The 26,226-nt window shown below is 60.8% G+C and carries 21 protein-coding genes and 2 pseudogenes; 14 read left to right on the top strand and 9 right to left on the bottom strand.

From position 1 onward, the window contains the following. Positions 1 to 10 precede the first annotated feature (10 nt). From QF045_RS22840 to QF045_RS22810, 7 genes and pseudogenes are all read left to right on the top strand, one after another. On the top strand, positions 11 to 1,000 hold the full coding sequence (locus QF045_RS22840) for an alpha/beta fold hydrolase (protein ID WP_306494143.1): 990 nt from the start codon (positions 11 to 13) through the stop codon (positions 998 to 1,000). A gap of 229 nt (positions 1,001 to 1,229) precedes the next feature. Next, positions 1,230 to 1,721, top strand: a complete 492-nt coding sequence (gene rraA / locus QF045_RS22835) for a ribonuclease E activity regulator RraA (protein WP_306494142.1) — start codon at positions 1,230 to 1,232, stop codon at positions 1,719 to 1,721. A gap of 25 nt (positions 1,722 to 1,746) precedes the next feature. Further along, positions 1,747 to 2,742, top strand: coding sequence for a zinc transporter ZntB (locus QF045_RS22830; RefSeq protein WP_306494141.1), 996 nt, complete (start codon positions 1,747 to 1,749; stop codon positions 2,740 to 2,742). Between the two features lie 86 nt (positions 2,743 to 2,828). Beyond that, positions 2,829 to 3,074, top strand: a complete 246-nt coding sequence (locus QF045_RS22825; protein ID WP_025854229.1) for a hypothetical protein — start codon at positions 2,829 to 2,831, stop codon at positions 3,072 to 3,074. A 2-nt stretch (positions 3,075 to 3,076) separates the two neighbouring features. Then, positions 3,077 to 3,902: pseudogene (locus QF045_RS22820) on the top strand (mechanosensitive ion channel domain-containing protein). A gap of 87 nt (positions 3,903 to 3,989) precedes the next feature. Then, a complete protein-coding gene (sigX, locus tag QF045_RS22815) occupies positions 3,990 to 4,580 on the top strand; it encodes an RNA polymerase sigma factor SigX (RefSeq protein WP_003193286.1) in 591 nt (196 codons plus the stop codon). A 107-nt stretch (positions 4,581 to 4,687) separates the two neighbouring features. Continuing rightward, entirely contained in the window at positions 4,688 to 5,668 is a 981-nt protein-coding gene (locus QF045_RS22810; protein ID WP_065892340.1) for an OmpA family protein, read from the top strand. A 61-nt stretch (positions 5,669 to 5,729) separates the two neighbouring features. On the opposite strand, the gene cobA is transcribed toward QF045_RS22810, so the two are convergent. From cobA to QF045_RS22770, 8 genes are all read right to left on the bottom strand, one after another. Then, the gene (gene cobA, locus QF045_RS22805) at positions 5,730 to 6,473 is read right to left on the bottom strand and encodes a uroporphyrinogen-III C-methyltransferase (RefSeq protein WP_306494140.1); all 744 of its coding nucleotides are present in this window, start codon (positions 6,471 to 6,473) and stop codon (positions 5,730 to 5,732) included. Positions 6,474 to 6,482: 9 nt separating this feature from the next. Next, the gene (locus QF045_RS22800) at positions 6,483 to 9,191 is read right to left on the bottom strand and encodes a nitrate reductase (RefSeq protein ID WP_306494139.1); all 2,709 of its coding nucleotides are present in this window, start codon (positions 9,189 to 9,191) and stop codon (positions 6,483 to 6,485) included. Then, a complete protein-coding gene (gene nirD / locus QF045_RS22795; protein WP_065887851.1) occupies positions 9,191 to 9,508 on the bottom strand; it encodes a nitrite reductase small subunit NirD in 318 nt (105 codons plus the stop codon). The genes QF045_RS22800 and nirD overlap by 1 nt, the downstream gene beginning before the upstream one ends. Beyond that, the gene (gene nirB, locus QF045_RS22790) at positions 9,505 to 11,958 is read right to left on the bottom strand and encodes a nitrite reductase large subunit NirB (protein WP_306494138.1); all 2,454 of its coding nucleotides are present in this window, start codon (positions 11,956 to 11,958) and stop codon (positions 9,505 to 9,507) included. Before nirB ends, nirD begins: the two co-directional genes overlap by 4 nt. 224 nt (positions 11,959 to 12,182) lie before the next feature. Beyond that, a complete protein-coding gene (locus QF045_RS22785; RefSeq protein WP_306494944.1) occupies positions 12,183 to 13,853 on the bottom strand; it encodes a bifunctional protein-serine/threonine kinase/phosphatase in 1,671 nt (556 codons plus the stop codon). Then, positions 13,853 to 15,064, bottom strand: a complete 1,212-nt coding sequence (locus tag QF045_RS22780; protein ID WP_306494137.1) for a NarK/NasA family nitrate transporter — start codon at positions 15,062 to 15,064, stop codon at positions 13,853 to 13,855. Before QF045_RS22780 ends, QF045_RS22785 begins: the two co-directional genes overlap by 1 nt. A 146-nt stretch (positions 15,065 to 15,210) precedes the next feature. Continuing rightward, on the bottom strand, positions 15,211 to 15,786 hold the full coding sequence (locus QF045_RS22775) for an ANTAR domain-containing response regulator (protein ID WP_057721200.1): 576 nt from the start codon (positions 15,784 to 15,786) through the stop codon (positions 15,211 to 15,213). Positions 15,787 to 15,799: 13 nt separating this feature from the next. Then, positions 15,800 to 17,026 (bottom strand): CmpA/NrtA family ABC transporter substrate-binding protein, encoded by a 1,227-nt coding sequence (locus tag QF045_RS22770; RefSeq protein WP_306494136.1) that lies wholly within the window; start codon positions 17,024 to 17,026, stop codon positions 15,800 to 15,802. 247 nt (positions 17,027 to 17,273) lie between these two features. Here QF045_RS22770 and QF045_RS22765 point away from each other — a divergent pair. From QF045_RS22765 to QF045_RS22745, 5 genes and pseudogenes are all read left to right on the top strand, one after another. Further along, positions 17,274 to 18,101: pseudogene (locus tag QF045_RS22765) on the top strand (secretin N-terminal domain-containing protein); the annotation flags it as partial. A 106-nt stretch (positions 18,102 to 18,207) separates the two neighbouring features. After that, on the top strand, positions 18,208 to 18,429 hold the full coding sequence (locus QF045_RS22760) for a FliM/FliN family flagellar motor switch protein (RefSeq protein WP_306494134.1): 222 nt from the start codon (positions 18,208 to 18,210) through the stop codon (positions 18,427 to 18,429). A 161-nt stretch (positions 18,430 to 18,590) separates the two neighbouring features. Beyond that, a complete protein-coding gene (locus QF045_RS22755) occupies positions 18,591 to 18,977 on the top strand; it encodes a winged helix-turn-helix domain-containing protein (RefSeq protein WP_306494133.1) in 387 nt (128 codons plus the stop codon). Continuing rightward, positions 18,970 to 19,431, top strand: a complete 462-nt coding sequence (locus QF045_RS22750) for a transglycosylase SLT domain-containing protein (RefSeq protein ID WP_306494132.1) — start codon at positions 18,970 to 18,972, stop codon at positions 19,429 to 19,431. Before QF045_RS22755 ends, QF045_RS22750 begins: the two co-directional genes overlap by 8 nt. A gap of 85 nt (positions 19,432 to 19,516) precedes the next feature. After that, entirely contained in the window at positions 19,517 to 20,536 is a 1,020-nt protein-coding gene (locus tag QF045_RS22745; RefSeq protein WP_306494131.1) for a quinone-dependent dihydroorotate dehydrogenase, read from the top strand. A gap of 135 nt (positions 20,537 to 20,671) precedes the next feature. On the opposite strand, the gene rmf is transcribed toward QF045_RS22745, so the two are convergent. Next, positions 20,672 to 20,887, bottom strand: a complete 216-nt coding sequence (gene rmf, locus QF045_RS22740; RefSeq protein WP_002553055.1) for a ribosome modulation factor — start codon at positions 20,885 to 20,887, stop codon at positions 20,672 to 20,674. Positions 20,888 to 21,419: 532 nt separating this feature from the next. Between rmf and rlmKL the strand changes: the two genes are divergently transcribed. Then, positions 21,420 to 23,684: a bifunctional 23S rRNA (guanine(2069)-N(7))-methyltransferase RlmK/23S rRNA (guanine(2445)-N(2))-methyltransferase RlmL gene (rlmKL, locus tag QF045_RS22735; RefSeq protein WP_306494130.1), complete on the top strand. Its 2,265-nt coding sequence runs from the start codon at positions 21,420 to 21,422 to the stop codon at positions 23,682 to 23,684. A gap of 153 nt (positions 23,685 to 23,837) precedes the next feature. Then, on the top strand, positions 23,838 to 26,225 hold the full coding sequence (locus QF045_RS22730) for a diguanylate cyclase (protein ID WP_306494129.1): 2,388 nt from the start codon (positions 23,838 to 23,840) through the stop codon (positions 26,223 to 26,225). Position 26,226: the final 1 nt, after the last annotated feature.

Raw genomic sequence — 26,226 nt, 5'->3', positions numbered from 1 at the left:
CAAGAACCTTATGCAAAGCAGCAGCAACCTGTTTCCTGTCGCCCTGATCAGCGCTGAACGTCGTGGCGACCTGAGTGAAGATGTGTACCGCCTCAAACCCGGTAACAGCCCCGACGGCACCGTCGAGTTGGCGGTTACCCGGCTGGGCCTGGCCGATGGCCCGGAAAACCGGGGCACGCCGGTTATTTTCCTGCACGGCAGTTTTTCCAATCGACGCTTTTGGTATTCGCCCAAGGGCATCGGGCTGGGGGCTCACCTGGCACGCCGGGGATTTGATGTCTGGATCCCGGAAATGCGCGGTCATGGCTTGTCCAAGCGCAACCATGACTACGCCCGCAACCGTGTCGCCCATTACGCACGCTACGATTTACCAGCCATTGGCGCGTTTGTCCGTGAGCAAAGCGGACAGGTTGCGCATTGGATCGGCCATTCCCTTGGCGCCACGACGCTGGCTGCAGCGCTGGGTGGGCGACATCTGAACGCGCAGTCAGTGGCGTCGGTGGCGCTGTTCGGATGTCAGGTCAGCCGCACCCATTGGCCGTTGAAACTGCCACCGGTGGAGTGGGGCGGTCGATTTATTCTCAAGCGCCTAGGTCAGCTGTCCGGCCCACGCTTCAAGCGTGGCCCCGAGGACGAGCCGGCCGGTGTGATGATCGAAGCGATGCGTTGGAATGGCCTGTTCGGCCGCTTTGGCGATGCCGAGTGCGATTGGTGGAAAGGTCTGGCAGAAGTCGACGTGCCATTATTGGCGGTCAGCGCGGCGGGCGATCAGCAAGACCCGGACTGGGCGTGTCGCAAGTTGTTCGAGCAAGTCGGCAGCGAGCACCGCCAGTACCTGTGCCTGGGGCGTCGGCAGGGGTTTACCGATGACTTCGGACATGTACAAATGCTGGTCAGCAAAGCCGCACAGGCTCAAGTGTGGCCATTGGTGGAACGTTGGTTGAAAGACCCGCTGACACCTTTGTTCGGCACTCGGCCTGAGGCGGTCGCTGAAGTTTAGCGAGGCGCTCTGCAGAGGGCGTTTCACTCTGAAGTGGTTGCGGCTAAGATATGACGCCTCGGGCGCTTCTGGTCATATTCAGTCGCTTAACGGCTGTTGCGTTACGCTGGTGTGAGTCTGATCATGGCCGCCGCCACTGGCCCAGCCTTTAAACAATGCCGGTAGCAAGACGTTTTCTGATGTACACCGTGGGATGTTCGACCTCTTCTTTGACGACAGGAGTTTCTCGATGAACCATTACGTGACCCCCGACCTGTGCGATGCGTACCCGGAACTGGTACAGGTGGTTGAGCCGATGTTCAGCAACTTCGGTGGCCGAGACTCCTTCGGCGGCGAAATCGTCACCATCAAATGCTTCGAGGATAACTCGCTGGTCAAGCAGCAAGCCGAACAGCCGGGCGCGGGCAAGGTATTAGTGGTCGATGGCGGGGGTTCGCTGCGGCGTGCGCTGCTGGGCGACCTGATCGCCGAGAAAGCCGCGAAGAACGGCTGGGAAGGCATGGTGATCTACGGTTGCATCCGCGATGTCGATGTCATTGCTCAGACCGACCTGGGTGTGCAGGCCCTGGCTTCCCACCCGATGAAAACCGACAAGCGCGGTCTGGGTGACCTGAACGTGGTGGTCACTTTTGCAGGTGTGACGTTCCGCCCGGGCGAGTACGTGTATGCCGATAACAACGGTGTAATCGTCTCGCCCAGCCCATTGAAAATGCCTGAATAAACCGCGGTAGCCGAAAGGGGTGAGGATGTTCGAGGAAGAGAACGCGCAATGGGGGCTGGTGCATGCCCTGGTGCTGGACGGTAAAGGCGGTGCGCGTTCGATTGCCCGGACTGAGCTTGACGAGTTGCAGATGCAACCCCAGGAAAGCCTGTGGCTGCATTGGGACCGCAGCCATCCGCAAACCCAGACCTGGCTGCGCACATCCAGCGGTTTGAGCGAATTTGCCTGCGACCTGCTGCTGGAAGAAAATACCCGCCCGCGGCTGTTGCCGTTGCCGGATGCCGAACTGCTGCTGTTTCTGCGCGGGATCAATCTCAATCCCGGCGCGGAACCGGAAGACATGGTTTCGGTACGCATATTCGCAGCGGCCAATCGTGTGATCTCCCTGCGTTTGCGCCCGTTACGTGCCACCGATGAGCTGCTGGTGCAGTTGGCTGAGGGTAAAGGCCCCAGAACCGCGTCTGAACTCATCCTTTATATGGCGCAGTACCTGACCAACAAAGTGCAGGATCTGGTCACCGGGCTGTCTGAAATCGTCGATTCCGAAGAAGAAAAACTCGACGCCGACGAACGGTATACCCCTGAGCATGGCAGTGTCTTGCAGATCCGTCGTCGAGCGGCTGGGCTCAAGCGTTTTCTGGCACCGCAACGGGATATTTTTGCGCAGCTGACGCGCATCAAGTTGGCGTGGTTCTGTGATGACGACGCTGACTATTGGAACGAGTTGCACAACAGCCTGACCCGTTACCTGGAAGAACTCGAATTGGCTCGGGAGCGCGTGGGGCTTGTGCTTGAGGCCGAAGACCGGCGCCTGAGCCTACGCATGAACCGCACGATGTACCGCTTCGGGATCATCACCGGCATCTTCTTGCCGATGAGTTTTCTGACTGGCTTGCTGGGCATCAACGTGGGGGGAATACCGTTTTCCAACAGCCCCTACGGATTCGTGATTGCCTGCCTGCTGATGGTCTCGGTAGCCCTGGGGCAATGGTGGCTATTTCGGCGATTACGCTGGGTTTGAACTGAATATGAGCTGAACGTAGGAAAGGGTCGATGTGACCCGATGAAATTTACCCTCGTCTTTTAAATCACTTGCGAGAGGTCTCTATGCACGATCCGTTCGAACAGTCTTTGCGTGACATGCTCAATGCTTCGCCATCCAACCGTGATGACGACGCTTGCCTGGGCCGCGTACTGAAAACCGCCAACCGTCAGGTTGGGGCGGGTGACCTGTTCGGCCTGCTCGGGCGCTGGGTCCCGGCGTTGATGATGGCCCTGAACAACGGTTCGGCCCATGTATCGCCGGTTTCCCGTAGAAAACCTCTTGCTCGCACTGCTGATAAGGCTGATTGAATATGGAACTTGATCTCTGGACCCAGAGCCTGGTCACCGCAATGACCGCATTGTGGACCAAGGTGGCGAATTTCATTCCCAACCTGTTTGGTGCCCTGGTCCTGGTATTGCTCGGCTTTGTCGTGGCCAAGCTGCTCGACACCCTGCTGTCCAAATTGCTCGCCAAACTCGGGCTCGATCGCCTGATGGCCGGCACCGGCCTGACCAAGCTGCTGGGGCGCGCAGGGTTTGCAAGTGCCGATTTCTACGCTGGTCGGCAAGATCGTCTATTGGTTCGTTCTACTTATTTTTCTGGTTTCTGCGGCTCAGTCCCTTGGACTTGAGCGAGTTTCAGCTACGCTCGACATGCTGGCACTGTATTTGCCGAAGGTTTTCGGCGGCGCGCTGGTGTTGCTGGTAGGTGTTTTGCTCGCGCAATTGGCCAATGGCCTGGTGCGCGGAGCCGCCGAAGGCGTCGGGCTGGACTATGCGGCAGGCCTGGGGCGAATTGCCCAGGGACTGGTGATCATCATCAGTATTTCGGTCGCGATCAGCCAGTTGGAGGTCAAGACTGACCTGCTGAACCACGTTATCGTGATCGTTTTGATTACCGTTGGTCTGGCCGTTGCATTGGCCATGGGCCTCGGAAGCCGGGAAATTGCCGGTCAGATTCTTGCGGGAATCTATGTGCGTGAGTTGTATCAGGTTGGGCAACAGGTGCGTGTGGGCGAGGTCGAAGGGCAAATCGAGGAGATCGGCACAGTCAAGACGACGGTGCTGACCGATGAGGGAGAGCTGGTGTCGCTGTCGAACCGGATTCTCCTGGAGCAGCAGGTCAGTAGCCGCTAATCCGGCAAACCCTGCTAATGTACGCCGCCGCAAACCCGGCTTACCGGGTTGCAGCGGACATTGACCCGACTGCCGGCACGACTTGTTTTGAATAAAGCCCAAACGCTGTCCACGCGCTATGACCCCCGTGAGCTCTCTGATGAGGAGCTGGTCGCGCGTTCGCACACGGAGCTGTTTCACGTAACACGCGCGTACGAAGAATTAATGCGCAGATATCAACGCACTCTGTTCAACGTTTGTTCAAGGTATTTAGGGAACGATAGAGATGCGGACGATGTCTGTCAGGAAGTGATGCTCAAGGTGCTGTATGGCCTCAAGAACTTCGAGGGCAAATCGAAGTTCAAGACCTGGCTCTACAGCATCACGTACAACGAGTGCATCACGCAGTATCGGAAGGAACGGCGAAAGCGTCGCTTGATGGACGCCTTGAGTCTGGACCCCCTTGAGGAAGCGTCTGAAGAAAAGGCGCCGGCACCCGAGGAAAAGGGCGGACTCGATCGCTGGCTGGTGCATGTGAACCCGATTGACCGTGAAATTCTGGTGCTACGTTTCGTCGCAGAATTGGAATTTCAGGAGATCGCTGACATCATGCATATGGGCTTGAGTGCTACAAAGATGCGTTACAAACGTGCTCTTGATAAATTACGTGAGAAATTTGCGGGCGAGACTGAAACTTAGTGCGTAGCAAATATCTCTTACGTGTAGGCAAGTTCTGTTAGACTTGTCGCCGAGTTGTCCCCCGGTTTGTGGGACTGCTTTACAATCACCAGATGGGGATTTAACGGATGAAACTGAAAAACACCTTGGGCTTGGCCATTGGTTCTCTTATTGCCGCTACTTCTTTCGGCGTTCTGGCACAAGGCCAAGGCGCAGTTGAAGGCGAGCTGTTCTACAAGAAGCAGTACAACGATAGCGTCAAGCACATCGAAGACGGCTTCAATCCTGGCGCTCGCATCGGTTACTTCTTGACCGACGACCTGTCCTTGAACCTGTCCTACGACAAGACTAACCACACCCGTTCGAACGACGGTACTGGTAGCCAGAAAATCAAAGGTGATACCGGCAGCCTGGTTGCCCAATATCACTTCGGTCAAGCTGGCGTTGACAGCCTGCGTCCATACGTTGAAGGCGGTTTCGGCCACCAGAGCCGTACCAACGTGCAAGCTGACGGTCACAGCGGTCGCGATCAGACTACTTTCGCTACCATCGGTACCGGCGTGAAGTACTACTTCACCAATAACCTGTACGCTCGTGCCGGTGTTGAAGCTGACTACGGTCTGGACAACGGCAAGTGGGACTACTCCGCACTGGTCGGCCTGGGTGTGAACTTCGGCGGTAACGCTGGCGCAGCTGCTCCAGCTCCTACCCCAGCACCAGCTCCAGAGCCAGTTCCAGAGCCAGAAGCTCCGGTTGCTCAGGTTGTTCGTGTTGAGCTGGACGTTAAGTTCGACTTCGACAAGTCCGTTGTTAAGCCTAACAGCTACGGCGACGTTAAAAACCTGGCCGACTTCATGGCTCAGTACCCAGACACCAACGTAGAAGTTGCTGGTCACACTGACTCCGTAGGTCCAGACGCTTACAACCAGAAGCTGTCCCAGCGTCGTGCTGACGCTGTTAAGCAAGTCCTGGTTAAAGATGGCGTAGCTCCTAGCCGCATCACTTCCGTAGGTTACGGCGAATCCCGCCCAGTTGCTGACAACGCAACTGAAGCTGGTCGCGCTGTTAACCGTCGCGTAGAAGCAGCGGTTGAAGCTCAAGCTAAGTAATTAGCCGAGCTTCACAAAAAAGCCCGGCTTAGGCCGGGCTTTTTTTCGCCTGCGATTTGCCTCAGGCGCTGGCCGCCGCCGTGACGCAAGCCATCTGAGTCGCGCTGGCAACACGGCCGATCACCAGGATTGCCGGGCTCTTCAGTGCAAAAGCCCGTGCGTCTTCATGCATCGAGGCGAGGTCGCTGCGGCATTCGCGCTGCTCGGGCAACGACGCATTTTCGATCATCGCGACCGGCATATCCGCAGCCATGCCGCCTTCCAGCAACTGTTGGCGAATCTCTTCCAGCTTGGCCACGCCCATATACACCACCAGCGTCGTTCCCCCTTCAGCCAGTGCGCGCCAGTTCAGGCTGCTGTCATCCTGGGTATGCGCCGTGACCAGCGTCACGCCCCGGCTCACACCGCGCAACGTCAACGGGATATCGCAATTGGTCGCCCCGGCCAGCCCTGAAGTGATCCCATTGACCAACTCCACCTCGATCCCATGCTCGCGCAGCCACGTTGCTTCCTCGCCGCCCCGGCCGAAAATGCACGGGTCACCCCCTTTAAGCCGCACCACGCATTTGCCCTGGCGTGCATAGCGCAGCATCAGGCGGTGAATGAAGTCCTGCGGCGTTGAGCGACAGCCGCCGCGTTTGCCCACGGTGATCACTCGCGCATCGCCACAGTGTTCCAGCACTGCCGGGTTGACTAGGTCGTCGATCAGCACCACATCCGCTTCATGCAGCGCCCTTACCGCCTTGAGGGTGAGCAACTCCGGATCACCAGGCCCTGCGCCTACCAGCCAAACTTTTGCGCTCATGTTTTTGCCTCACACACTGATTGCGATTGGCTGCGTGCTGGCGGCCAAAAGACGTTTGATTTCTGGCACGCAGGAACCGCATTGCGTACCGCATTCCAATTCCTGTTTGAGTCCATTCAGGTCCAGGCCGCGGGCAATCCCGGCGCACACCGCGCTTTCGCTGACGTTTTTGCAATTGCACAGCACCTTGGTGCCGGCTGCCGCGCCTCCGGGTGGCGCGCTCAAAGGCGCCAACAGCCAGCGGCGCAGTTGATCGTCGGCACGGCCTTCCAGCCAGAGGCTTTGCAGCCAATGACGGGCAAGGGTTTCGCCGGCCAGGCGTAACGCGGTGATGCGGCCTTTCTCGATTTTCACGCGTTTACCGATGGAGCGGCGCGGGTCGTCATAAGCCATCACCGGGCCATCATTGAGCCCCAGCAACTCGTCGATGCGGTTCAATAACGTCAGGTCGGGTGCTTCGGTATGGGCTGCGCGTACCAGCAGCGCGGGTCGCTCACGGCCGCACAGGCTCAGGCTGACATAGGCAAACCCCTCACAGAGCGGACGCAGGGCTTCGAAATGCCGCTGCACGTCGCCCTCGATCAGCGCGAACAGCTGCCACGGCAGTTGCACCGCTTCCAGGCGTACACCGCTGTGTTTGAGTTCCGGCTGTTTGGACAACGGATCGAACGCGGGCTGGGTGAGTACGTTGACGCCGCCTTTGAGAAAACGGTCGCCCCAATGCATCGGCAGAAACGCTTGGCCAGGACGCACGCTGTCATCGCTGGTGACCGCCACCACCACATGGCCTCGACGACTTTTCAGGCTGACCAGATCGCCTTCCTTGAAGCGGTGACGGCGCAACTCGTCAGGATGCAGGCTCAACAGCGCCTCGCTGACATGTCCGAACAACTGCGCCGCCGTGCCGGTGCGGCTCATGCCGTGCCATTGGTCGCGCAGGCGGCCGGTGATCAGGGTTAGCGGAAAGCGTGCGTCACGCTGTTCCTTGGCGGCGCGATAGGGGTCGGCGACAAACTGCGCGCGGCCATTTTCGGTGGGGAAAATACCGTCGACGTAGAGCCGCGGCGTCCCGGCTTGCGCGCCCATGGGGAACGGCCACTGCTGCGGGCCGAGTCGGTCGAGCAGGGCGTGGCTGATGCCTGACATATCCAAATCGCGGTCGCGCGTCAGCAGCTTGAATTCGTCAAAAATCTGCGCAGGGTGCTCAAACGCAAACAGGCTGCCCAGCCCTGGTCGCAGGCGACGCTCCAGGCGTTGAGCGAAATCCACCGTAATCGCCCAGTCCGGCCGCGCTTCTCCCGGTGCGCTGATGGCGCGCCGCACGTGGGAAATACGCCGTTCGGAGTTGGTCACGGTGCCTTCCTTTTCACCCCAACTGGCGGCGGGCAACAGCAGGTCGGCGTAGGCGGCGGTCTCGGTGGTTCGAAAAGCTTCCTGCAGCACCACAAAAGGGCATGTCGCCAAGGCGGCACGCACGGCATTCTGGTCCGGCAATGATTGGGCAGGGTTGGTGCAGGCGATCCACAGCGCTTTGATCTTGCCCGCCTGCACATGTTCGAACAGTTCGATCGCCGTGAGGCCGGTGGTGGCGGGCAGTTGATCGACGCCCCAATAAGCGGCGACTTCTGCGCGGTGTTCGGGGTTGGCGGCGTCGCGATGCCCAGGCAGCAAATTCGACAAGCTGCCGGTCTCGCGCCCGCCCATGGCATTGGGTTGGCCGGTCAGGGAAAACGGCCCGCAGCCTGGCCGGCCAATGGTTCCGGTGGCCAGGTGCAGGTTGATCAGTGCGCTGTTTTTTGCGCTGCCGGCGGTGGATTGATTAAGCCCCATGCACCACAGCGACAGAAAACTGCTGGAGGTGCCCACCCATTGCGCGCACAGGCGCAATTGCTCGACGCTGATGCCGCACAGCTGCGTGACCATCTGAGGTGTGTAGTCATGCACCAGGCGCTTCAATTCGGCCAGGCCGTCGGTGTGCGCCTGGATAAAATCGCGGTCGATCCAGTCTTCCCACAGCAGCAGATGCAAAATCCCATGGAACAGCGCGACGTCCGTCCCCGGCAAGATCGCCAGGTGCAGGTCGGCCACATCGCAGGTGTCTGTGCGCCGAGGGTCGATCACCACCACTTTCATGTGTGGCCGTCGCGCCTTGGCTTCCTCCAGGCGTCGGAACAGTACCGGGTGCGCGTAGGCCATGTTGCTGCCGACGATCATCACGCAGTCGCTGGTTTCCAGATCTTCATAGCTGCACGGCGGCGCATCGGCGCCCAGGCTACGTTTATAGCCCACCACGGCCGATGACATGCACAGCCGTGAGTTGCTGTCGATATTGTTGGTGCCCACCAGCGCCCGTGCCAGTTTGTTGAAGCTGTAGTAGTCCTCGGTCAGCAGTTGCCCGGAAATGTAGAACGCCACGCTGTCGGGACCGTGTTCGGCGATGGTGGCGGCGAACACATTGGCGGCATGTTCCAGCGCCGTATCCCAGTCCGTGCGACTGCGGGCCATGCCTTTGCCCAAACGCAATTGCGGGTAGAGGGCGCGGGCGTCGAGGTCACCGGTCAGGTGCAGGCTGGCGCCCTTGCTGCACAGCTTGCCGAAGTTGGCCGGGTGGTCCGGATCGCCTTGCACGCCGAGAATCCGGGTGCCGTCATGCTCAATCAGCACGCCGCAGCCCACCCCGCAATAACAGCAGGTGGACGCCGTGACCTGGCGGTTCATCACCCTGCGTCCCGCAGAGCCAGCATCACTCGGCCGTTTTCCACGCGGGCGAGGTGATGATGGGCGCAACCGATATCCGGCGCCTGGGCTTCGCCGGATGCCAGATCGATCTGCCAATTGTGCAGCGGGCACGCCACGCGCTTGCCATAGATCAAGCCTTGGGACAGCGGCCCGCCTTTGTGCGGACAGCGGTCATCGAGTGCGAAGACTTCATCGTCGCTGGTACGAAAAATCGCAATGTCGCCCTTGGGTCCGTTGATGATGCGCGAGCCCAATGTGTTGATCTCTTCGAGGGCGCAGATATCCAGCCAGTTCATGCTGGCACCTCCAGTTGCTTGACCGGGATGACGTCGAATTCTTTTTTCAGCAGCGGCTGTTCCAAGCGTTCTTTCCAAGGGTCTTGCTCGAACGACAGCGAAAACTGCAGGCGTTCGTTGAGGGACGCGCGCCTGGCCGGGTCTTCCAGCACGGCTTTCTTGATATGGTCCATGCCCACGCGCTGCAGGTAATGCACGGTGCGCTCCAGGTAGAAGGCTTCTTCGCGGTACAGCTGCAGGAAGGCGCCGTTGTATTCGCGAACCTCTTCGGCGGTCTTGAGCTTGACGAAGAACTCCGCGACTTCGGTCTTGATCCCGCCGTTGCCGCCGATATACATCTCCCAGCCTGAGTCCACGCCGATAATTCCCACGTCCTTGATGCCCGCTTCCGAGCAATTGCGTGGGCAACCGGACACCGCCAGCTTCACCTTGTGCGGCGACCACATATTGAACAGGTCGTGCTCCAGTTCGATGCCCAGTTGCGTGGAGTTCTGCGTACCGAAGCGGCAGAACTCGCTGCCCACGCAGGTCTTCACGGTACGGATGGATTTGCCGTAGGCATGCCCGGACGGCATATCGAGGTCTTTCCAAACCCCAGGCAAATCCTGCTTCTTGATGCCGAGCAAGTCGATGCGCTGGCCGCCGGTTACCTTGACCATCGGTACGTTGTACTTGTCGGCCACGTCGGCGATACGGCGCAGCTCCGACGGATTGGTCACGCCGCCCCACATCCGTGGGACTACTGAGTAGGTACCGTCTTTCTGAATGTTGGCGTGGGCACGCTCGTTGATCAGGCGCGATTGCGGGTCGTCCTTGGCTTCGCCAGGCCAGGTGGAAATCAGGTAGTAGTTCAGCGCCGGGCGGCAGGTGGCGCAACCGTTGGGCGTGCGCCAGTTCAGGTAGCTCATGGTGCCGGCGATGGTCAGCAGGTGCTGGTCGCGAATGGCCTGACGGATTTGCCCGTGGTTGAGGTCGCTGCAACCGCAGATAGCTTTCTCGCTCTTGGGTTTGACGTCGGCGGCACCGCCCACGGTGTTGATCAGGATCTGCTCCACCAACCCCGCGCAGGAGCCGCACGAGCTGGCGGCCTTGGTGTGCTTTTTCACCTCATCGACGCTGAACAACCCCTGTTCCTGGATCGCCTTGACGATGGTGCCCTTGCACACGCCATTGCAGCCGCAGACCTCGGCGTTGTCGGCCATGCTCATGGCTTTGTCCTGGCCTTGATGGCCGACGTCGCCCAGCGCATTTTCGCCAAACATCAAATGGTCACGGATCTCGCCAATCGCGTGGTTCTCACGGATTTGACGGAAATACCAACCGCCATCGGCGGTATCGCCGTACAGGCAGGCGCCGACCAGGATGTCGTCCTTGATCACCAGTTTCTTGTACACGCCGCCGATGGGGTCGGAGAGGGTGATGGTCTCTGTGCCTTCGCCGCCCATGAAATCGCCGGCGGAGAACAGGTCGATGCCGGTGACTTTCAGCTTGGTGGAGGTCACGGAGCCTTTATAGGTGGCGAAACCCAACTGGGCGAGGTGGTTGGCGCAGACCTTGGCCTGTTCGAACAGCGGTGCCACCAGGCCGTAGGCGATCCCACGGTGGCTGGCGCATTCACCGATGGCGTAGATGCGCGGGTCGTAGGTTTGCATCGTATCGTTGACAAGAATCCCACGGTTGCAGGGGATGCCGGACTTTTCCGCCAGTTCGGTGTTGGGGCGAATACCGGCGGCCATCACCACCAGGTCGGCAGGGATGATGTCGCCATTTTTGAACTGCACCGAGCCGACCCGACCATTGCCGGCATCGTGCAGGGCCTGGGTCTGTTCGCACAGACGGAACACCAGGCCACGGCTTTCCAGTTCGGTTTGCAGCAGTTGGCCGCTGGTCTTGTCCAGTTGTCGTTCCAGCAGCCATTCACCGATATGCACCACGGTCACGTGCATGCCGCGCAGCATCAAGCCGTTGGCGGCCTCCAGCCCGAGCAGGCCGCCACCGATGACCACGGCGTGGGTGTGGGTCTTGGCGGTGTCGATCATGGCCTGGGTGTCGGCGATGTCGCGATAGCCGATCACGCCCTGCAAGGTGTTGCCGGGAATGGGCAGGATAAACGGCGTGGAACCGGTGGCGATCAGCAGGCGGTCGTACTCGGCTTCGGTACCGTCCTCGGCGATGACGCGGCGCTTGACCCGGTCGATCTGCACCACCTTGCGGTTGAGCAGCAGCTTGACGTTGTTATCCAGGTACCAGTCCAGGTCGTTGAGCACGATCTCTTCAAAGGTCTGCTCGCCGGCCAGTACCGGCGACAGCAGGATGCGGTTGTAGTTGGTGTGGGGCTCGGCGCCGAACACCGTGATGTCATAGAGCTCGCTGCTGAGCTTGAGCAATTCTTCAAGGGTGCGAACCCCGGCCATGCCGTTGCCGATCATCACCAGTTTGAGTTTTTTCATGTCGCTCTCCGACCAATCACGCGCAAACAAAAAAAGGCGTCCCCGCTAGTTACCTAGCGAGGACGCCTTTGTCCTGGTCCCGTTCTCTCGGGAAGCTCGATCCTTCGACGTTGAAGGCGCGGCTGTATGTGGGTTGTTGGGATAGCTAATGCAGCAGCTGTGCCAAGTGTTGATATCCGCTGTTTTATTCGGGATTCAATGGTGATGCCGGAAAATTCTGCCCGTTAGTGGTGCAATAGCCAGAACAGCAGCACCAGATTGATCAGCAGTGAAACCACCGCCAGGGTTTGCCACACCTTGAGCGGTTCACGCTCCAGCAAGGGTCGCGGCCGCACGCTCAGCTCGCGGCGGTCGGCCTGTTCGAGCACCAGCAACCATTCCTCTGCGGTTTCATAACGTTGTTCCGGTTGCGCAGCCACGGCCCGTTCGAGGCTTGCGGGCAGCCAGTCCGGCAAATCGGGGCGGTAGCGGCTGGCGCTGACCGCATGAGTGAAACGCGGGCGTTGGAAGGCTTCGATTTCGCCGTAGGGATAATGGCCGGTCAGTAGGTAATAAAGCGTGACGCCGACGCTGTACAAATCCTGTTGCGGCGTAGGACGTTCGCCGTTGAACGACTCTGGCGCGATAAAACTCGGCGTGCCGGGCAGCACACTGGCGCGGTCTTCGGAGAGCCCTGGGCAGTAGGCCAGGCCGAAATCCAGCACGCGCAGTTCGCCGTCGTCCCCCAGCAACAGGTTTTCCGGCTTGATGTCACGGTGCAGGATCTGTCGCCGGTGCAGCAGGCCGACCGCACGCAGCAATCGTTCGGCGATGGACTGCCATTGCGCCAGGGGCAATGGGCCCTGGCGCTTGAACAGTTCGGCAAGGGTCTGCCCCGGGTATTCACGCATCACGTAATACAGATGCTGGCGCCCACTGGCGGCATGCACTTCGGGAAACGCGCGACCGGCGACCCGGCGCAGAAACCATTCTTCCGAGAGCAAGGCCTGGGCGGCGTCAGCATCTTCGTCACGATTCAACGGCAAGGTTTTCAACAACCAGGGCCGCTGTTGATCATCCTGTACCCGATACAGCAATGACTGCCGGCTCTGCGCCAACAGGCTTTGCACGTGCCAACCTTCGAAACGTTGTCCTGCTTTGAGCAATGGTGGCAGCGGCCACTGCTGCAACTGCGCCAGTGCATCACCGAGCGTGGCGGCGCCGAGGGCATCGATACGTACCAGCAAGGCGCTGGCATTGTCCTGGCTGCCTGCCAGGTGGGCGGCAGCGACCAGCGTATTGACCGCCATGTCCAAGTCGCTTTGCTCGCGCAGGATCGCGCTGATGCTGTGGTCGCCCAGCGTGGCCCAGACCCCGTCACTGAGCAGCAGGAAACACTCGCCTGCGCGCAGTTCACCGTCGAGAAAATCCAGCACCAAGTGTTGGTCCAAGCCGAGGGCGCGCTTGAGCACATGCTGCATGCCCGGCTGCTCCCACACATGGTCCTCGCTGATGCGCTGCAACTCGCCGTCCAGCCAGCGATAGGCCCGGCAGTCACCGACATGGGCCAGGGTGAAACGCTGGCCGCGAAACACCAGGGCACTGAGGGTGGTCAGCAAAGGCTGGCCGCCGCCATTGGCTTGCAACCAGCGATTCTGTGCGACCAACAAGCGTTCCAGCGCTTGGGCCACGCCCCAGGTCTGCGGCGTGGCGTAGTAGTCCAGGGCCAGGGCCTGCAAGGTCGAGCGCGCGGCCAGGCCGCCATCGGCGCATTGGCTGACACCGTCGGCCAGGGCGCACAGGTAGCCTTTGCTCGCGGCCAGTTCCGCCACGGGCGTGACCACCCGCAAGGCATCCTGATTTTCTGCCCGTGGGCCGATCGCACTGGCCTGAGCGACGCTCAGTTGCAGGCTCATCAGACGCGCGCGGCGGTCACGGCAGCCGAACCCCAAGTGGTTCTCCAGCGCCGCTTGACGCCGTGCAGGCCAAACCAGGCCAACACGCCGAGACTGGCGAACAACCACAGGGCCAACTGGTAACTGCCGGTACTCTGTTTGATCGCGCCCATGCCGGCGGCCAGGGCAAAGCCGCCGATCCCGCCGGCCATGCCGATCAGGCCGGTCATGACGCCGATCTCACTGCGAAAACGCTGCGGCACTAACTGGAATACCGCGCCGTTGCCGGCGCCGAGGCCGAGCATGGTGCACACGAAAAGCGCCAGCGCAGCGTAGGAACTGGGCAAGTTGAAACCCACCGCTGCAATGCAGATCACCGCCACGCTGTACATGCCGAGCAGGGTCTTGATCCCACCGAAGCGGTCCGCCAGGGCGCCGCCCAACGGGCGCATCAGGCTGCCGCCGAAGACGCAGGCCGCGGTGTAATAGCCGGCGGTCACCGGGCTCAGGCCGTACTGGTCGTTGAAGTAGCCGGGCAGGGCGCTGGCCAGGCCGATGAAGCCGCCGAAGGTCACGCTGTAGAAGAACATGAACCACCAGCTGTCGCGATCGCCCAGGGCCTTGAAGTAGTCGGCCATCGACTTGGCTTTCGGGCGTTGCGGGGCATTGCGGGCGAGCCAGGCGAACACGAACAGGGTGAGGATCAGCGGAATCAAGGCGAAGCCGAACACATTGCTCCAGCCAAAGGCCGCCGCCAGTACCGGCGCCAGCAAGGCGGCAAACACGGTGCCGGAGTTGCCGGCGCCGGCGATGCCCATGGCTTTGCCCTGGTGCTCGGCCGGGTACCACTGCGAAGCCAACGGCAGCGCAACGGCAAAAGACGCACCGGCCATGCCGAGGAACATGCCCAGCAGCAGGGCTTGCTCGTAGCTGTGAATCCCCAGTTTCCAGGCGCAGAACAACGCGACGATCACGATCACCTGGCCGATCAGCCCGGCAGTCTTGGGCGACAGCTTGTCGGCCAGCATGCCCATCAGAAAGCGCAACACCGCGCCCGCCAGGATTGGCGTCGCCACCACCAGGCCGCGCTGTTGAGTGGTCAGGTGCAGGTCGGCGGCAATCTGTACCGCCAGTGGGCCCAGCAGGTACCAGACCATGAAGCTCAGGTCAAAATACAGGAACGCGGCAAACAGGGTCGGGGTGTGCCCGGATTTCCAGAAGCTTGATTTCATCACGCACCTCAACGGTTGGGGGTCTAAAACGAAAAAACGCCGCCACCGGGTTCGCGAGGGCAAACCGGGTGTGCGACGTCTTTGTCGTGGGTGGGGCAACCGCCGTTGGCTACCTGTGAAGGTTGTTTAGCAAGAGCCGCGCCAGATCAGCCGAGCAATTCGCTCATGGCAATAATCTGTTCGGCTACCTGAATCAGTTTCTGCTGGCGACTCATGGCCTGGCGGCGCATCAGGGTGTAGGCCTCTTCCTCATTGCAGTCCTTCATTTTCATCAGCAGACCTTTGGCCAGCTCGATGCGCTTGCGCTCCGCCAACTGCTGATCGCGTGCGTGGAGCTGGGCGCGCAGGGCCTGGTCGCTTTCGAAGCGAGCCATGGCCACATCAAGGATTGGCTGCAAGCGCTGGGCCTGGATGCCTTCGACGATGTAGGCACTGACCCCGGACTTGATCGCCTGGCGCATGACATTCGGGTCGTGTTCATCGGTAAACATCACGATAGGGCGGGGCTGGTCGCGGCTGACCAGCACCACCTGCTCCATCACATCGCGGCCGGGTGACTCGGTATCGATCAGGATCACGTCGGGGCGCACCGTTTCGACGCGCGCGGGCAAGTCGATGGTCAGGCCGGACTCATCGATCACTTCAAAGCCGGCCTCGGTCAGCGCGGCCTTGAGCCGGCCGACTTTGCGCGGGGTGTCGTTGATCAGCAGGATTCGCAGCATGCTCGTGCTCCTGTCAGCGCAGCGCTTGGCGGCTGATGTCGTCCGCCATGGCGTGCAGGCGGAAGCTGCGCGCATAGCCGGCGGGGTCTGAGCCGTCCCAGATCTTGCCGTCGATCAACTGGCTGCTGCGCATGTCCTGAGCGTTGGTCGGGACGCCGATGGCCGTGGCGGCTTGACGATATAAGTCCAGTTGTTGCACCTGGCGGGCAACGTCAAGGTAGTCCGGGTCTTCGCGCAGCAGGCCCCAGCGGCGAAATTGGGTCATGAACCACATGCCGTCACAGAGGTAGGGCAGGTTGACCGCGCCATTGGCGAAAAAACGTAGCGCGTGCGGGTCTTGCCATTGATTGCCCAGGCCATCTTCGTAGCTGCCCAGCAGGCGCGGTTCGATGCAGTCCAGCGGTGCGTCAAGGTACTCACCGGCGCTGAGCAATTGGGCGGTGGAACGACGGTTTTGCGCGCTGGCCTCGATAAAACGACTGGCTTCGAGAATCGCCATCACCAATACACGGGCGGTGTTGGGGTATTGGTCGACGAAGGCCTGGGTGCAGCCCAACACTTTTTCCGGATGATTCGGCCAGATCGACTGGCTGGTCGCCAGGGTGAACCCTTGGTTCTGCTTCACTGCGCTGGCGCACCAGGGTTCGCCGACACACAGCCCGTCGATACGACCCGCTTGCAGGTGCGCAACCATTTGCGGCGGGGGCACCACCACACTGTCCACGTCCCGCAGCGGGTGGATGCCCTGGCTCGCCAGCCAGTAATACAGCCACATGGCGTGGGTACCCGTAGGAAAGGTCTGGGCGAAGGTGAGTTTTGTGCGGCTTTGGTGCACGTGACGGTCCAATGCTTCAGGAGTGGTCACGCCTTGCTGTTGCAGCCCACGGGACAGGTTGATGCTCTGCCCGTTCTGGTTCAGCCCCATCAGCACCGCCATCGGGCTCGCAGCAACGCCACCGATGCCCAAATGCACCGCATAAATCAGCCCGTAGAGACTGTGGGCGGCGTCCAGCTCGCCGCTGACCAGTTTGTCGCGCAAGTTGGCCCAGGACGATTGGCGCTTGAGGTTCAGCGTAAGGCCATAGGGTTGCGCGAATCCCTGGGTAGCCGCTACCACCAGTGAGGCGCAGTCAGTCAAGGCCATGAATCCCAGGTCGAGGCTGCTCTTTTCCGGGGCGTCACTGCCGTTTACCCAGGCCAGCGCGGCGTTCACCGGGCTGTTGCCGACCGAATCGTTCATCAACACCTACCTTTTCGCTCAAAAAAAAACGCCGTGCCCTCGGATGGCGATACCAGCCATTGCAGGGAAACGACGCCTTTGTCCGTAGGCCCGCTCCGTCGCTGGCGCGCGCCCTGATAAAGAGTGCGTAGCAAGGCACATGCCACGGGGCGGCCGTCAGCTTTTCATCATGATTGAACCTCGCCCGCCTTTCAGTATGGCCGCTCTTTTGCGTCCTACTCCCCCAGGAAACCCAAGGTGCCTGCTGATTTTCTCATTACGACCCACCGCCACTGGCGTCGGTAGCCTGCTGTTATGGGTCGTGCTGTTGCTGGTCGGCCGCGTTGCCTGGGGCGAGCCGTATCAGGCCAGAGATGAAAGCCTGGAAAGGTTTTTCACTGCGCTCTCGGTGCCGTTGGGGATGCCTGTGGTTGTCAGTCGGGAGGCGGCGCACAAGCGAATCAGCGGCACATTCGACTTCGAGGCGCCCCAGCAAGTGCTCGAAGCGCTGGCCCGGCAGGAAGACCTGATCTGGCACAGCGACGGGCAAGCAGTGCACCTCTACAACGCGGCCGAGGCGAGAACCTCTGCAGTGGCCCTGCGCTACATTTCGGTCAACCGGCTGCGCGGCATCATGCGTCGCACGGGGCTGGATGAGTCCCGCTATCCGCTGCGCGACAACGGGGCGCGCACGTTCTATGTGTCCGGGCCACCCAGCTATGTCAACCAGGTACTGCGGCTGGCGCAGTTGACGGACCGGCAACGCAGTGAGCTGCGTGTGGGCGCGCAGGCCTTTGGCGTGGTGCAGGTGTTCAATACCCATGTCGAGGATCGGCAATATGGCGCCGGCGTAGCCAAGGTCAACGTGCCGGGGATGGTATCCATCGTTCAAAGCCTGCTGGCCAGTGAGCACAAAGGCGTTCTGGCGGACAAGAACCTCACGCTGATCGCCTATCCGGATACCAACAGCCTCTTGATCAAAGGTAAGCCTGCCCAGGTCAGCCTGATCGAACAACTGGTGGAGCAATTGGATGTACCCAAGCAACCGAATGAAATCTCGTCATGGCGGGTGGAAGTGGCTCATGACGAATCGAAGCCCCCGGCTGGGCCGCCGCCGTTGACGGCTGCGCAATACGAACGTGTGCAACGTGCGTTCGTAACGCCGGGTCGCGAGCGTTCCCCCTGACTAAAGGCGTTTGTCCATGTACCTGGAAATACTGTTGCAGGAGCAACTGATCAGCCCCAAGCGTTTGGCTGCATTTGCGCCGGGGAAAGTGTTGCCTTTGGCGCCTGACGTCATCCATTGCGTGGAAGTGCGGGTCAATGGGCAATTGATGGCGGTGGGTGAGTTGGTGCAGCTGGAGGACCGGCTAGGGGTTGAGCTGCATGAGGTGTATCAGGAGTGGGTATCTCATTCCAGTTGAGTCCTGAATTGTCTTACAGGAGAAGGCTGAAAAGCGCTGACTGAATAGGGCTTTTCCTAGCGTTAAAGGCAACACAGGTTTTTATAGTCACGGCATCGGGCCAGTGGGCCGTCACTGGAAGAAGGGATTTGGATGTCAGCAGTCGAATATGCAGGTGCGCGATGGCCGTGGTGATTGAAGAATCGACAAACTCCTTCGTCTTCGCTCACTGGACCTTGCATGGCGATGGTCGGCTGACGGGGCGGGAAACCGATATTCAACTGCCGCCTAAAGAAGGGCGGGTGCTTCGACTGTTGCTGGCTTCCGGTGGTTCGTTGATGACCAAGGACCGCCTGTTGGCGCTCGCCTGGCCCAGGGGCGAGGTGGCCGATGAATCATTGACGCGATGTATCTACGCGTTGCGCAAACACTTGAGAGCCGACAAAGGCTTTATCAAGACCGTGTATGGCAAGGGCTATCGATTTACCTGCCCCGTGCGGGTCGAAGACCCGGCGTCAAAGCAAGTCAGGCACGTGTGTTCGGCGTGCGGGCAGATCAGCAATGTTTAAGGGGTGGGACAAGGCCCTGATACTGAGCGCGCTGATGAACAGCAACCACGCCCTGGCCTACTGTTGGGATGAAGTGGCGCGTCGCTACGACTTCGAACCCGAGTTACTGCAGGCCATCGCCGCGGTAGAGTCGGGGTACCGTGCGGAGGCGATCAACCATGCCAACGGCAATGGCACGCGTGATATCGGTTTGATGCAAATCAACAGCAGTCACTTGCCCCGCCTGCTCAAGCTGGGCATTACGGAAGAACGGCTGTTGAACGAGCCGTGCTTGTCGGTGGAAGTCGGCGCCTCGATTCTTGCCGAGTTTGTCCAGCGTTTCGGCTACAACTGGACGGCGGTGGGCTCCTACAATGCAGGGCCGGGCGACGGCGCGCAGCGTGAGGCATTGCGCATGCGCTACGCCGAAAAAGTCTGGGCGCGTTATGAGGCATTAATGGCACATCGTAATTGACGATTGGGCGGCGCGCCTCGCATGCAGCCCGACTCCCCGGCTATAATCGCGCCACCTTTCGCCGCCATCCGAGTCTAGCCCGCCCATGTATACCCTGGCCCGCCAGCTGTTGTTCAAACTCTCTCCGGAAACCTCCCACGATCTGTCCCTGGACCTGATCGGTGCCGGTGGCCGCCTGGGGCTCAATGGCCTGGTGTGCAAAGCGCCGGCGAAAATGCCGGTCTCGGTGATGGGGCTGAACTTCCCCAACCCGGTCGGGTTGGCTGCCGGGCTGGACAAGAACGGTGCGGCCATCGACGGGTTTGCACAGTTGGGTTTCGGTTTCGTCGAAATCGGCACCGTGACCCCTCGGCCGCAACCGGGCAACCCCAAGCCCCGGATCTTCCGCCTGCCGGACGCCGAGGCGATCATCAACCGCATGGGCTTCAACAACCTGGGGGTGGACCATCTGCTCTCGCGGGTTGAAGCGGCGAAGTACAAGGGCATCCTGGGTATCAACATCGGCAAGAATTTCGACACGCCGGTGGAGCGTGCGGTGGACGATTACCTGATCTGCCTGGATAAGGTCTATGCCCACGCCAGCTATGTCACCGTCAACGTCAGCTCGCCCAACACCCCGGGCTTGCGCAGCCTGCAGTTCGGTGACTCGCTCAAGCAATTGCTCGAAGCGTTGCGCCAGCGCCAGGAAGACCTGGCGGTGCGCCACGGCAAACGAGTGCCGCTGGCAATCAAGATCGCACCCGATATGAGCGATGAAGAAACCGTGCTGGTGGCCCAGGCCCTGATGGACTCGGGCATGGATGCGGTCATCGCGACCAACACCACCCTCAGCCGTGTGGGCGTCGAAGGCCTGGCTCACGGTGATGAAGCGGGCGGTCTGTCCGGCGCACCGGTGCGCGACAAGAGCACCCATATCGTCAAGGTGCTGGCGGCCGAACTGGCGGGGCGCCTGCCGATCATCGCCGTAGGCGGGATCACCGAAGGCAAGCACGCCGCTGAAAAAATCGCGGCGGGCGCGAGCCTGGTGCAGTTGTACTCCGGCTTCATCTACAAAGGCCCCGCGCTTATTCGCGAATCGGTGGACGCAATCGCTGCGCTGCGCTGATGCTCAGCTGAAACTACTGGTCAATAAAAAGGGCTCCATAAAGGAGCCCCTGGGCCGAAGCCCGCCGTCCGGATAGGACGTGCGTGGTTAAGTCTTTAGCTATTCAAGTTGATGTGTCGGAATTAAATGCCCTGATTAGCCGACGGCGTGAAGTTCGTTGAGTCTGTGGATACCCGCAGTGCCAGTCATACCGTCCCAGTTGTCGCCGCGTCCTTCTCGCCAGCCATTGATCCAGGCTTGGCGTACCGACGGTAGAGTAAATGGGCAAAGCTCACGGGATTTTCCATGAACGCCATATTGATATCCGCGTAAAAATGCTCTTTCCAACGGATCACGCTTAAGTCTTCTCATAGGGTGTTTCCCTCACTTGTTGACTGTCTAGATATCCTTCGGCCTCGTGTGAGGCCGGGCAGAGTTTTTCTGCCGTTGGTGGGCTCGCTGCCGGCGTGGCGAGCCGATGTGTCGACGCCGTTACGGCGCCAACCTGTGTTGAGTTCTAACCAATAGGTCACATGGATTCAATGATCGTTTTGTCATAAGCACGTAACCGGAGCGATGCTATAGCCATAAGCTGGGGCGGCTTTTCGCCCCTTTTATAGAGCAAAGCCAGCTATGATGTGCCCTGCGAAGCGCAACGGTTTAATCCTTTAGTGAGAATGTCCGCCTGTTGCAGTCGGTTATTATTCGACGAAGGGTCGGAATATTTCCTTTTGTTGCTTCAATTTCTTCTTCTGCCCCGTCAATAAAGGCCCGAGGGCCCGTCAGACGGAGTGGAACGGCACATTCGTGCCACGCGAGCACTCTTCAAGAAAAGTGCTTGATTGAAAACCGAACCGGTGATGCGTCGCCCGTTCATTTATTGCTGAAAAGCCTGGAATGCCCCATGTCGGACCGTTTTGAACTCTTTCTCACTTGCCCCAAGGGCCTCGAAGGCCTGCTGATCGAGGAAGCCGTCGGGCTTGGCCTTGAGGAAGCCCGTGAGCATACCTCGGCCGTACGCGGCATGGCCGACATGGAAACCGCCTACCGCCTGTGCCTCTGGTCACGCCTGGCCAACCGCGTGCTGCTGGTGCTCAAGCGCTTCCCGATGAAGGACGCCGAGGACCTCTACCACGGCGTGCTGGACATCGAATGGGCCGACCACATGGTCTGCGACGGTACGCTGGCGGTGGAATTCAGCGGTCACGGCTCGGGCATCGACAACACCCACTTCGGCGCGCTGAAGGTCAAGGATGCGATCGTCGACAAACTGCGCACCCCGGCCGGCGAACGCCCGTCCATCGACAAGATCAACCCGGACCTGCGCATCCACCTGCGCCTGGACCGTGGCGAAGCCATTCTCTCCCTGGACCTGTCCGGCCATAGCCTGCACCAGCGCGGCTATCGCCTGCAGCAGGGCGCCGCGCCGTTGAAGGAAAACCTGGCGGCCGCGATTCTGATCCGTGCCGGCTGGCCGCGCATTGCTGCCGAAGGCGGGGCGTTGACCGACCCGATGTGTGGCGTGGGCACCTTTTTGGTCGAAGGCGCGATGATTGCCGCCGACATGGCGCCCAACCTCAATCGCGAACTGTGGGGTTTCACCACCTGGCTGGGCCACGTCCCGGCGCTGTGGAAGAAACTGCACGCCGAGGCCACTGAACGTGCCGCCATCGGCATGAACAAAACGCCGCTGTGGGTGCGTGGCTACGAAGCCGATCCGCGCCTGATCCAGCCAGCCCGCAATAACATTGAGCGCGCAGGCCTGAGCCACTGGATCAAGGTGTACCAGGGCGAGGTCGGCACGTTCGAGCCGCGCCCGGACCAGAACCAGAAAGGCCTGGTCATCTGCAACCCGCCGTACGGCGAGCGTTTGGGTGACGAGGCCAGCTTGTTGTACCTCTACCAGAACCTCGGCGAGCGTCTGCGCCAGGCCTGCATGGGTTGGGAAGCGGCCGTGTTCACCGGCGCGCCGGACCTGGGCAAGCGCATGGGCATCCGCAGCCACAAGCAGTATTCGTTCTGGAACGGCGCGTTGCCGTGCAAATTGCTGCTGATCAAGGTCAACCCGGATCAGTTCGTCACTGGCGAGCGCCGTACCCCGGAACAACGCCAGGCTGAACGTGAGCAAGCGGCTTACGACCAGGCCCCGACCGAGCCGGCCGAGCGTCAGTACAACAAGAACGGCAACCCGATCAAGCCAGCACCGGCCCCGGTGGTCGAGCAGGCGCGCTTGAGCGAAGGCGGGCAGATGTTTGCCAACCGCCTGCAGAAGAACCTCAAGCTGCTGGGCAAATGGGCCAAGCGCGAGGGCGTGGATTGCTACCGCGTGTACGACGCCGACATGCCGGAGTACTCCATGGCCATCGACCTGTATCACGATTGGGTGCACGTGCAGGAATACGCCGCGCCCAAATCCATCGACCCGGAAAAGGCCTCGGCGCGCATGTTCGACGCGCTCGCAGCGATTCCCCAGGCATTGAACGTCGACAAGAGCCGCGTGGTGGTCAAACGTCGCGAGCGTCAGAGCGGCACCAAGCAATACGAGCGCCAGAGCGCCCAGGGCAAGTTCACTGAGGTCAGCGAAGGTGGCGTGAAGCTGCTGGTCAACCTGACCGACTACCTGGACACCGGGCTGTTCCTTGACCACCGTCCGATGCGCATGCGCATTCAGAAGGAAGCGGCGGGCAAGCGCTTCCTCAACCTGTATTGCTACACCGCCACCGCCAGCGTGCACGCGGCCAAGGGGGGCGCGCGCAGCACCACCAGTGTCGATTTGTCCAAAACCTACCTGGACTGGGCGCGCCGCAACTTTTCCCTCAACGGTTTTTCCGACAAGAACCGCCTGGAACAAGGCGACGTGATGGCGTGGCTGGAGGCCAGTCGCGATGAATTCGACATGATTTTCATCGACCCGCCGACCTTCTCCAACTCCAAGCGCATGGAAGGCATTTTCGACGTGCAGCGTGACCACGTGCAATTGCTCGACCTGGCCATGGCGCGCCTGGCGCCGGGCGGCGTGCTGTACTTTTCGAACAACTTTCGCAAGTTCCAGCTGGAAGACAACCTCAGCGAACGCTATGCGGTCGAGGAGATCAGCGACAAGACCATCGACCCGGATTTTGCGCGCAACGCGAAGATCCATCGCGCTTGGAAAATCACCGCACGCTGATTGTCCGCAGGGGCGAGCTCCGGTGGGAGGGAGCTTGCTCCCTCCCGCAGCAAGCGCTCGCAGTATTTACGCTGGTCAAACACTCGACCGATGGCTATAACTTAACGTCCAGCCAAAGTGACACCCCGCACGCTGGCGTTGTGAGTGTTGCCTATGCCGATGCAAGCCGTACGCCCGAAAATCCTTGGTTTTATCAGTGAACAGGCATCGGCTTGGCTGGTGGCAGTGGTGGTGTTGGCAACCGGTAGCGCATTGACCCTGGTCATCGCGTGGGCCGCTGCCGACCTCTATCAGCAACAGGTGCGCCAGCGCTTCCAGTTGCTGGTCAGCGAGCGCTACAGCAGGATCCAGGAGCGTTTCGAAGACCAGGAACTGCGCCTGGACAGCCTGCGCCGCTTTTTCGTCAACTCCGGCGAAGTATCCCGCAGCGAATTCGACGGTTTCGCCCAGCCCTTGTTGTTGCACGCGCGTGCCTATGCCTGGGCGCCGCGGGTGTCTCGGGAGCAGCGCAGCCAGTTCGAACAGGAGATCTCGCGCCAGCGCGGCGCACCTTTCAACATCCGCGAGCTGAATTCGGCAGGTGAGTTGGCGCCGGCTTCCGAGCGCGATGAATATATACCGGTGCTGTACAGCCAGACCCAAAGTCTGTTGGGCTCGCCCTTGGGTTTTGATCTGCTGGCCCAACCCCTGCGGCGCGCTGTGCTTGAGCGTGCGCAAAAAACCGGCAAGGCGGCGGTGTCCCAGCCCATGCAATTGGTGGGCGTGGAACCGGCTTATGCCGCGGGGGTGCTGCTGGTGGCGCCGGTCAGTAAAGCGGTGGATGCCCAGCCGTACGGCTATGTGATGGCGGTGATCAGCATGCGCCAACTGGTGGCCGATGGTTTGCCCAAGTCGACCCGGGATAACCTGGTGATGCAGATCGTCGACACCTCCGACACTCAGCAGCGCGTGCTGTACGCGTCCGGTAATGCGCCAGGCGGCAACGAGCACGTTGCCACCCGCCGCCTGACCCTTGGTGATCATGTCTACGCGTTGAGCCTGCGTGCCAGCGAGACTTTCGACAAGGCCAACCATTCTTCGACCAACACCATACTGGCCATGGGCGTACTGTTGAGTGCGCTGTTCAGTGCCTTGCTCTACGTGCTGGTCAGCCAGCGCCAGCGGGCGCTGATGCTGGTCGAGCAGCGTACTGCTCAGTTGCGCCTGCGTGAGCAGGAACTGCGCGGCGCCCATGGTCAATTGCGCAGCGTGCTGAACGCCGCGACGCACGTGGCAATCATTGCCACCGACTTGCGCGGGGTCATCAACACGTTCAACGCTGGCGCCGAGCGGATGCTGGGGTTCAAGAGCGAGCACGTTGTAGGCCGCCTGACACTGGAGAGCCTGCACCTGGCCTCGGAACTCGAAGCCCGCGCCGCGCGTTTGAGTGTGGCGCTGGGTAAGCGCATCGCACCGAGCCAGGCGATGCTGGTGGAAAGCCCGGACAGCCAGCATGACGCCCGCGAGTGGACGCTGGTGCGTGAGAATGGCAGCCCCTTGACTGTCAACATGCTGGCCACGGTGTTGCTGGATGACCATGGCCTGTGGGTCGGGCACTTGGCCATTTACCTGGACATCACTGAGCAGAAACGCGCCTATGAGGCTTTGGCCGCACGGGATCGCTTGCTGAAAAAGCTCAGTGCCCATGTGCCTGGCGGCATCTTTCAGTTCACCCTGGAGCCCCAAGACACCTGGCGTTTCATATACGCCAGCGAAGGCATGCGCGATATCTATGAGATCGAGCTTGGCGTGTTGCAGCAGGACGGGGGCAAGGTACTGGAGCGCATTCACCCTCTGGACGTTGAGCGGGTACGCGCCTCGATACGCTTGTCGGCGCTGCAATTGAGCCATTGGCGCGAAGAGTATCGCGTGCAGTTGCCCCAGCGCGGCCTGCGCTGGATTCGTGGCGAGGCTACACCGGAAGAACTCCCCGGCGGCGGTACGTTGTGGCACGGCTATGTGTCGGATATTTCCGATCTCAAGCGCGTCGAAGAAGAGCTGCGCACGCTGTCCATCACCGACTCCCTGACGGGCATCCACAATCGCCGCTATTTCCAGGACCGCATGAAGGCCGAACTGCTGCGCTTCAACCGCACGGCCGGCGCACTGTCGGTGATCATGCTGGATATCGACCACTTCAAGCGGATCAACGACCAGCACGGGCATGGTGTCGGCGACGGCGTGTTGCAGGAGCTGTGCAGGCGAATCAGCCAGCGCCTGCGTCGCACCGACGTGTTCTGTCGGTTGGGTGGGGAAGAGTTCGTGGTGCTATGCCCGCACACTGATGGCGCCCAGGCTTACCGCCTGGCGATGGAACTGTGGCAGTCGTTGCGCAGTGTGCCGATGGCGCCGGTGGGCATTGTCACCGCCAGCTTCGGAGTTGCCAGCTGGCGTGTCGATGAAGGCATCGATGGCTTGCTGCTGCGCGCCGACTCGGCGGTGTATGCCGCCAAGCAGACGGGCAGGGACCGGGTGCAGCCTTGTAGCAGCGGTGCTCAATAGC

It is taken from the genome of Pseudomonas sp. W4I3 (assembly GCF_030816195.1).
Taxonomy (GTDB): domain Bacteria; phylum Pseudomonadota; class Gammaproteobacteria; order Pseudomonadales; family Pseudomonadaceae; genus Aquipseudomonas.
The sequence above is the reverse complement of the archived record's forward strand: the minus strand, read 5'-3'. Positions and strand labels throughout refer to the sequence as shown.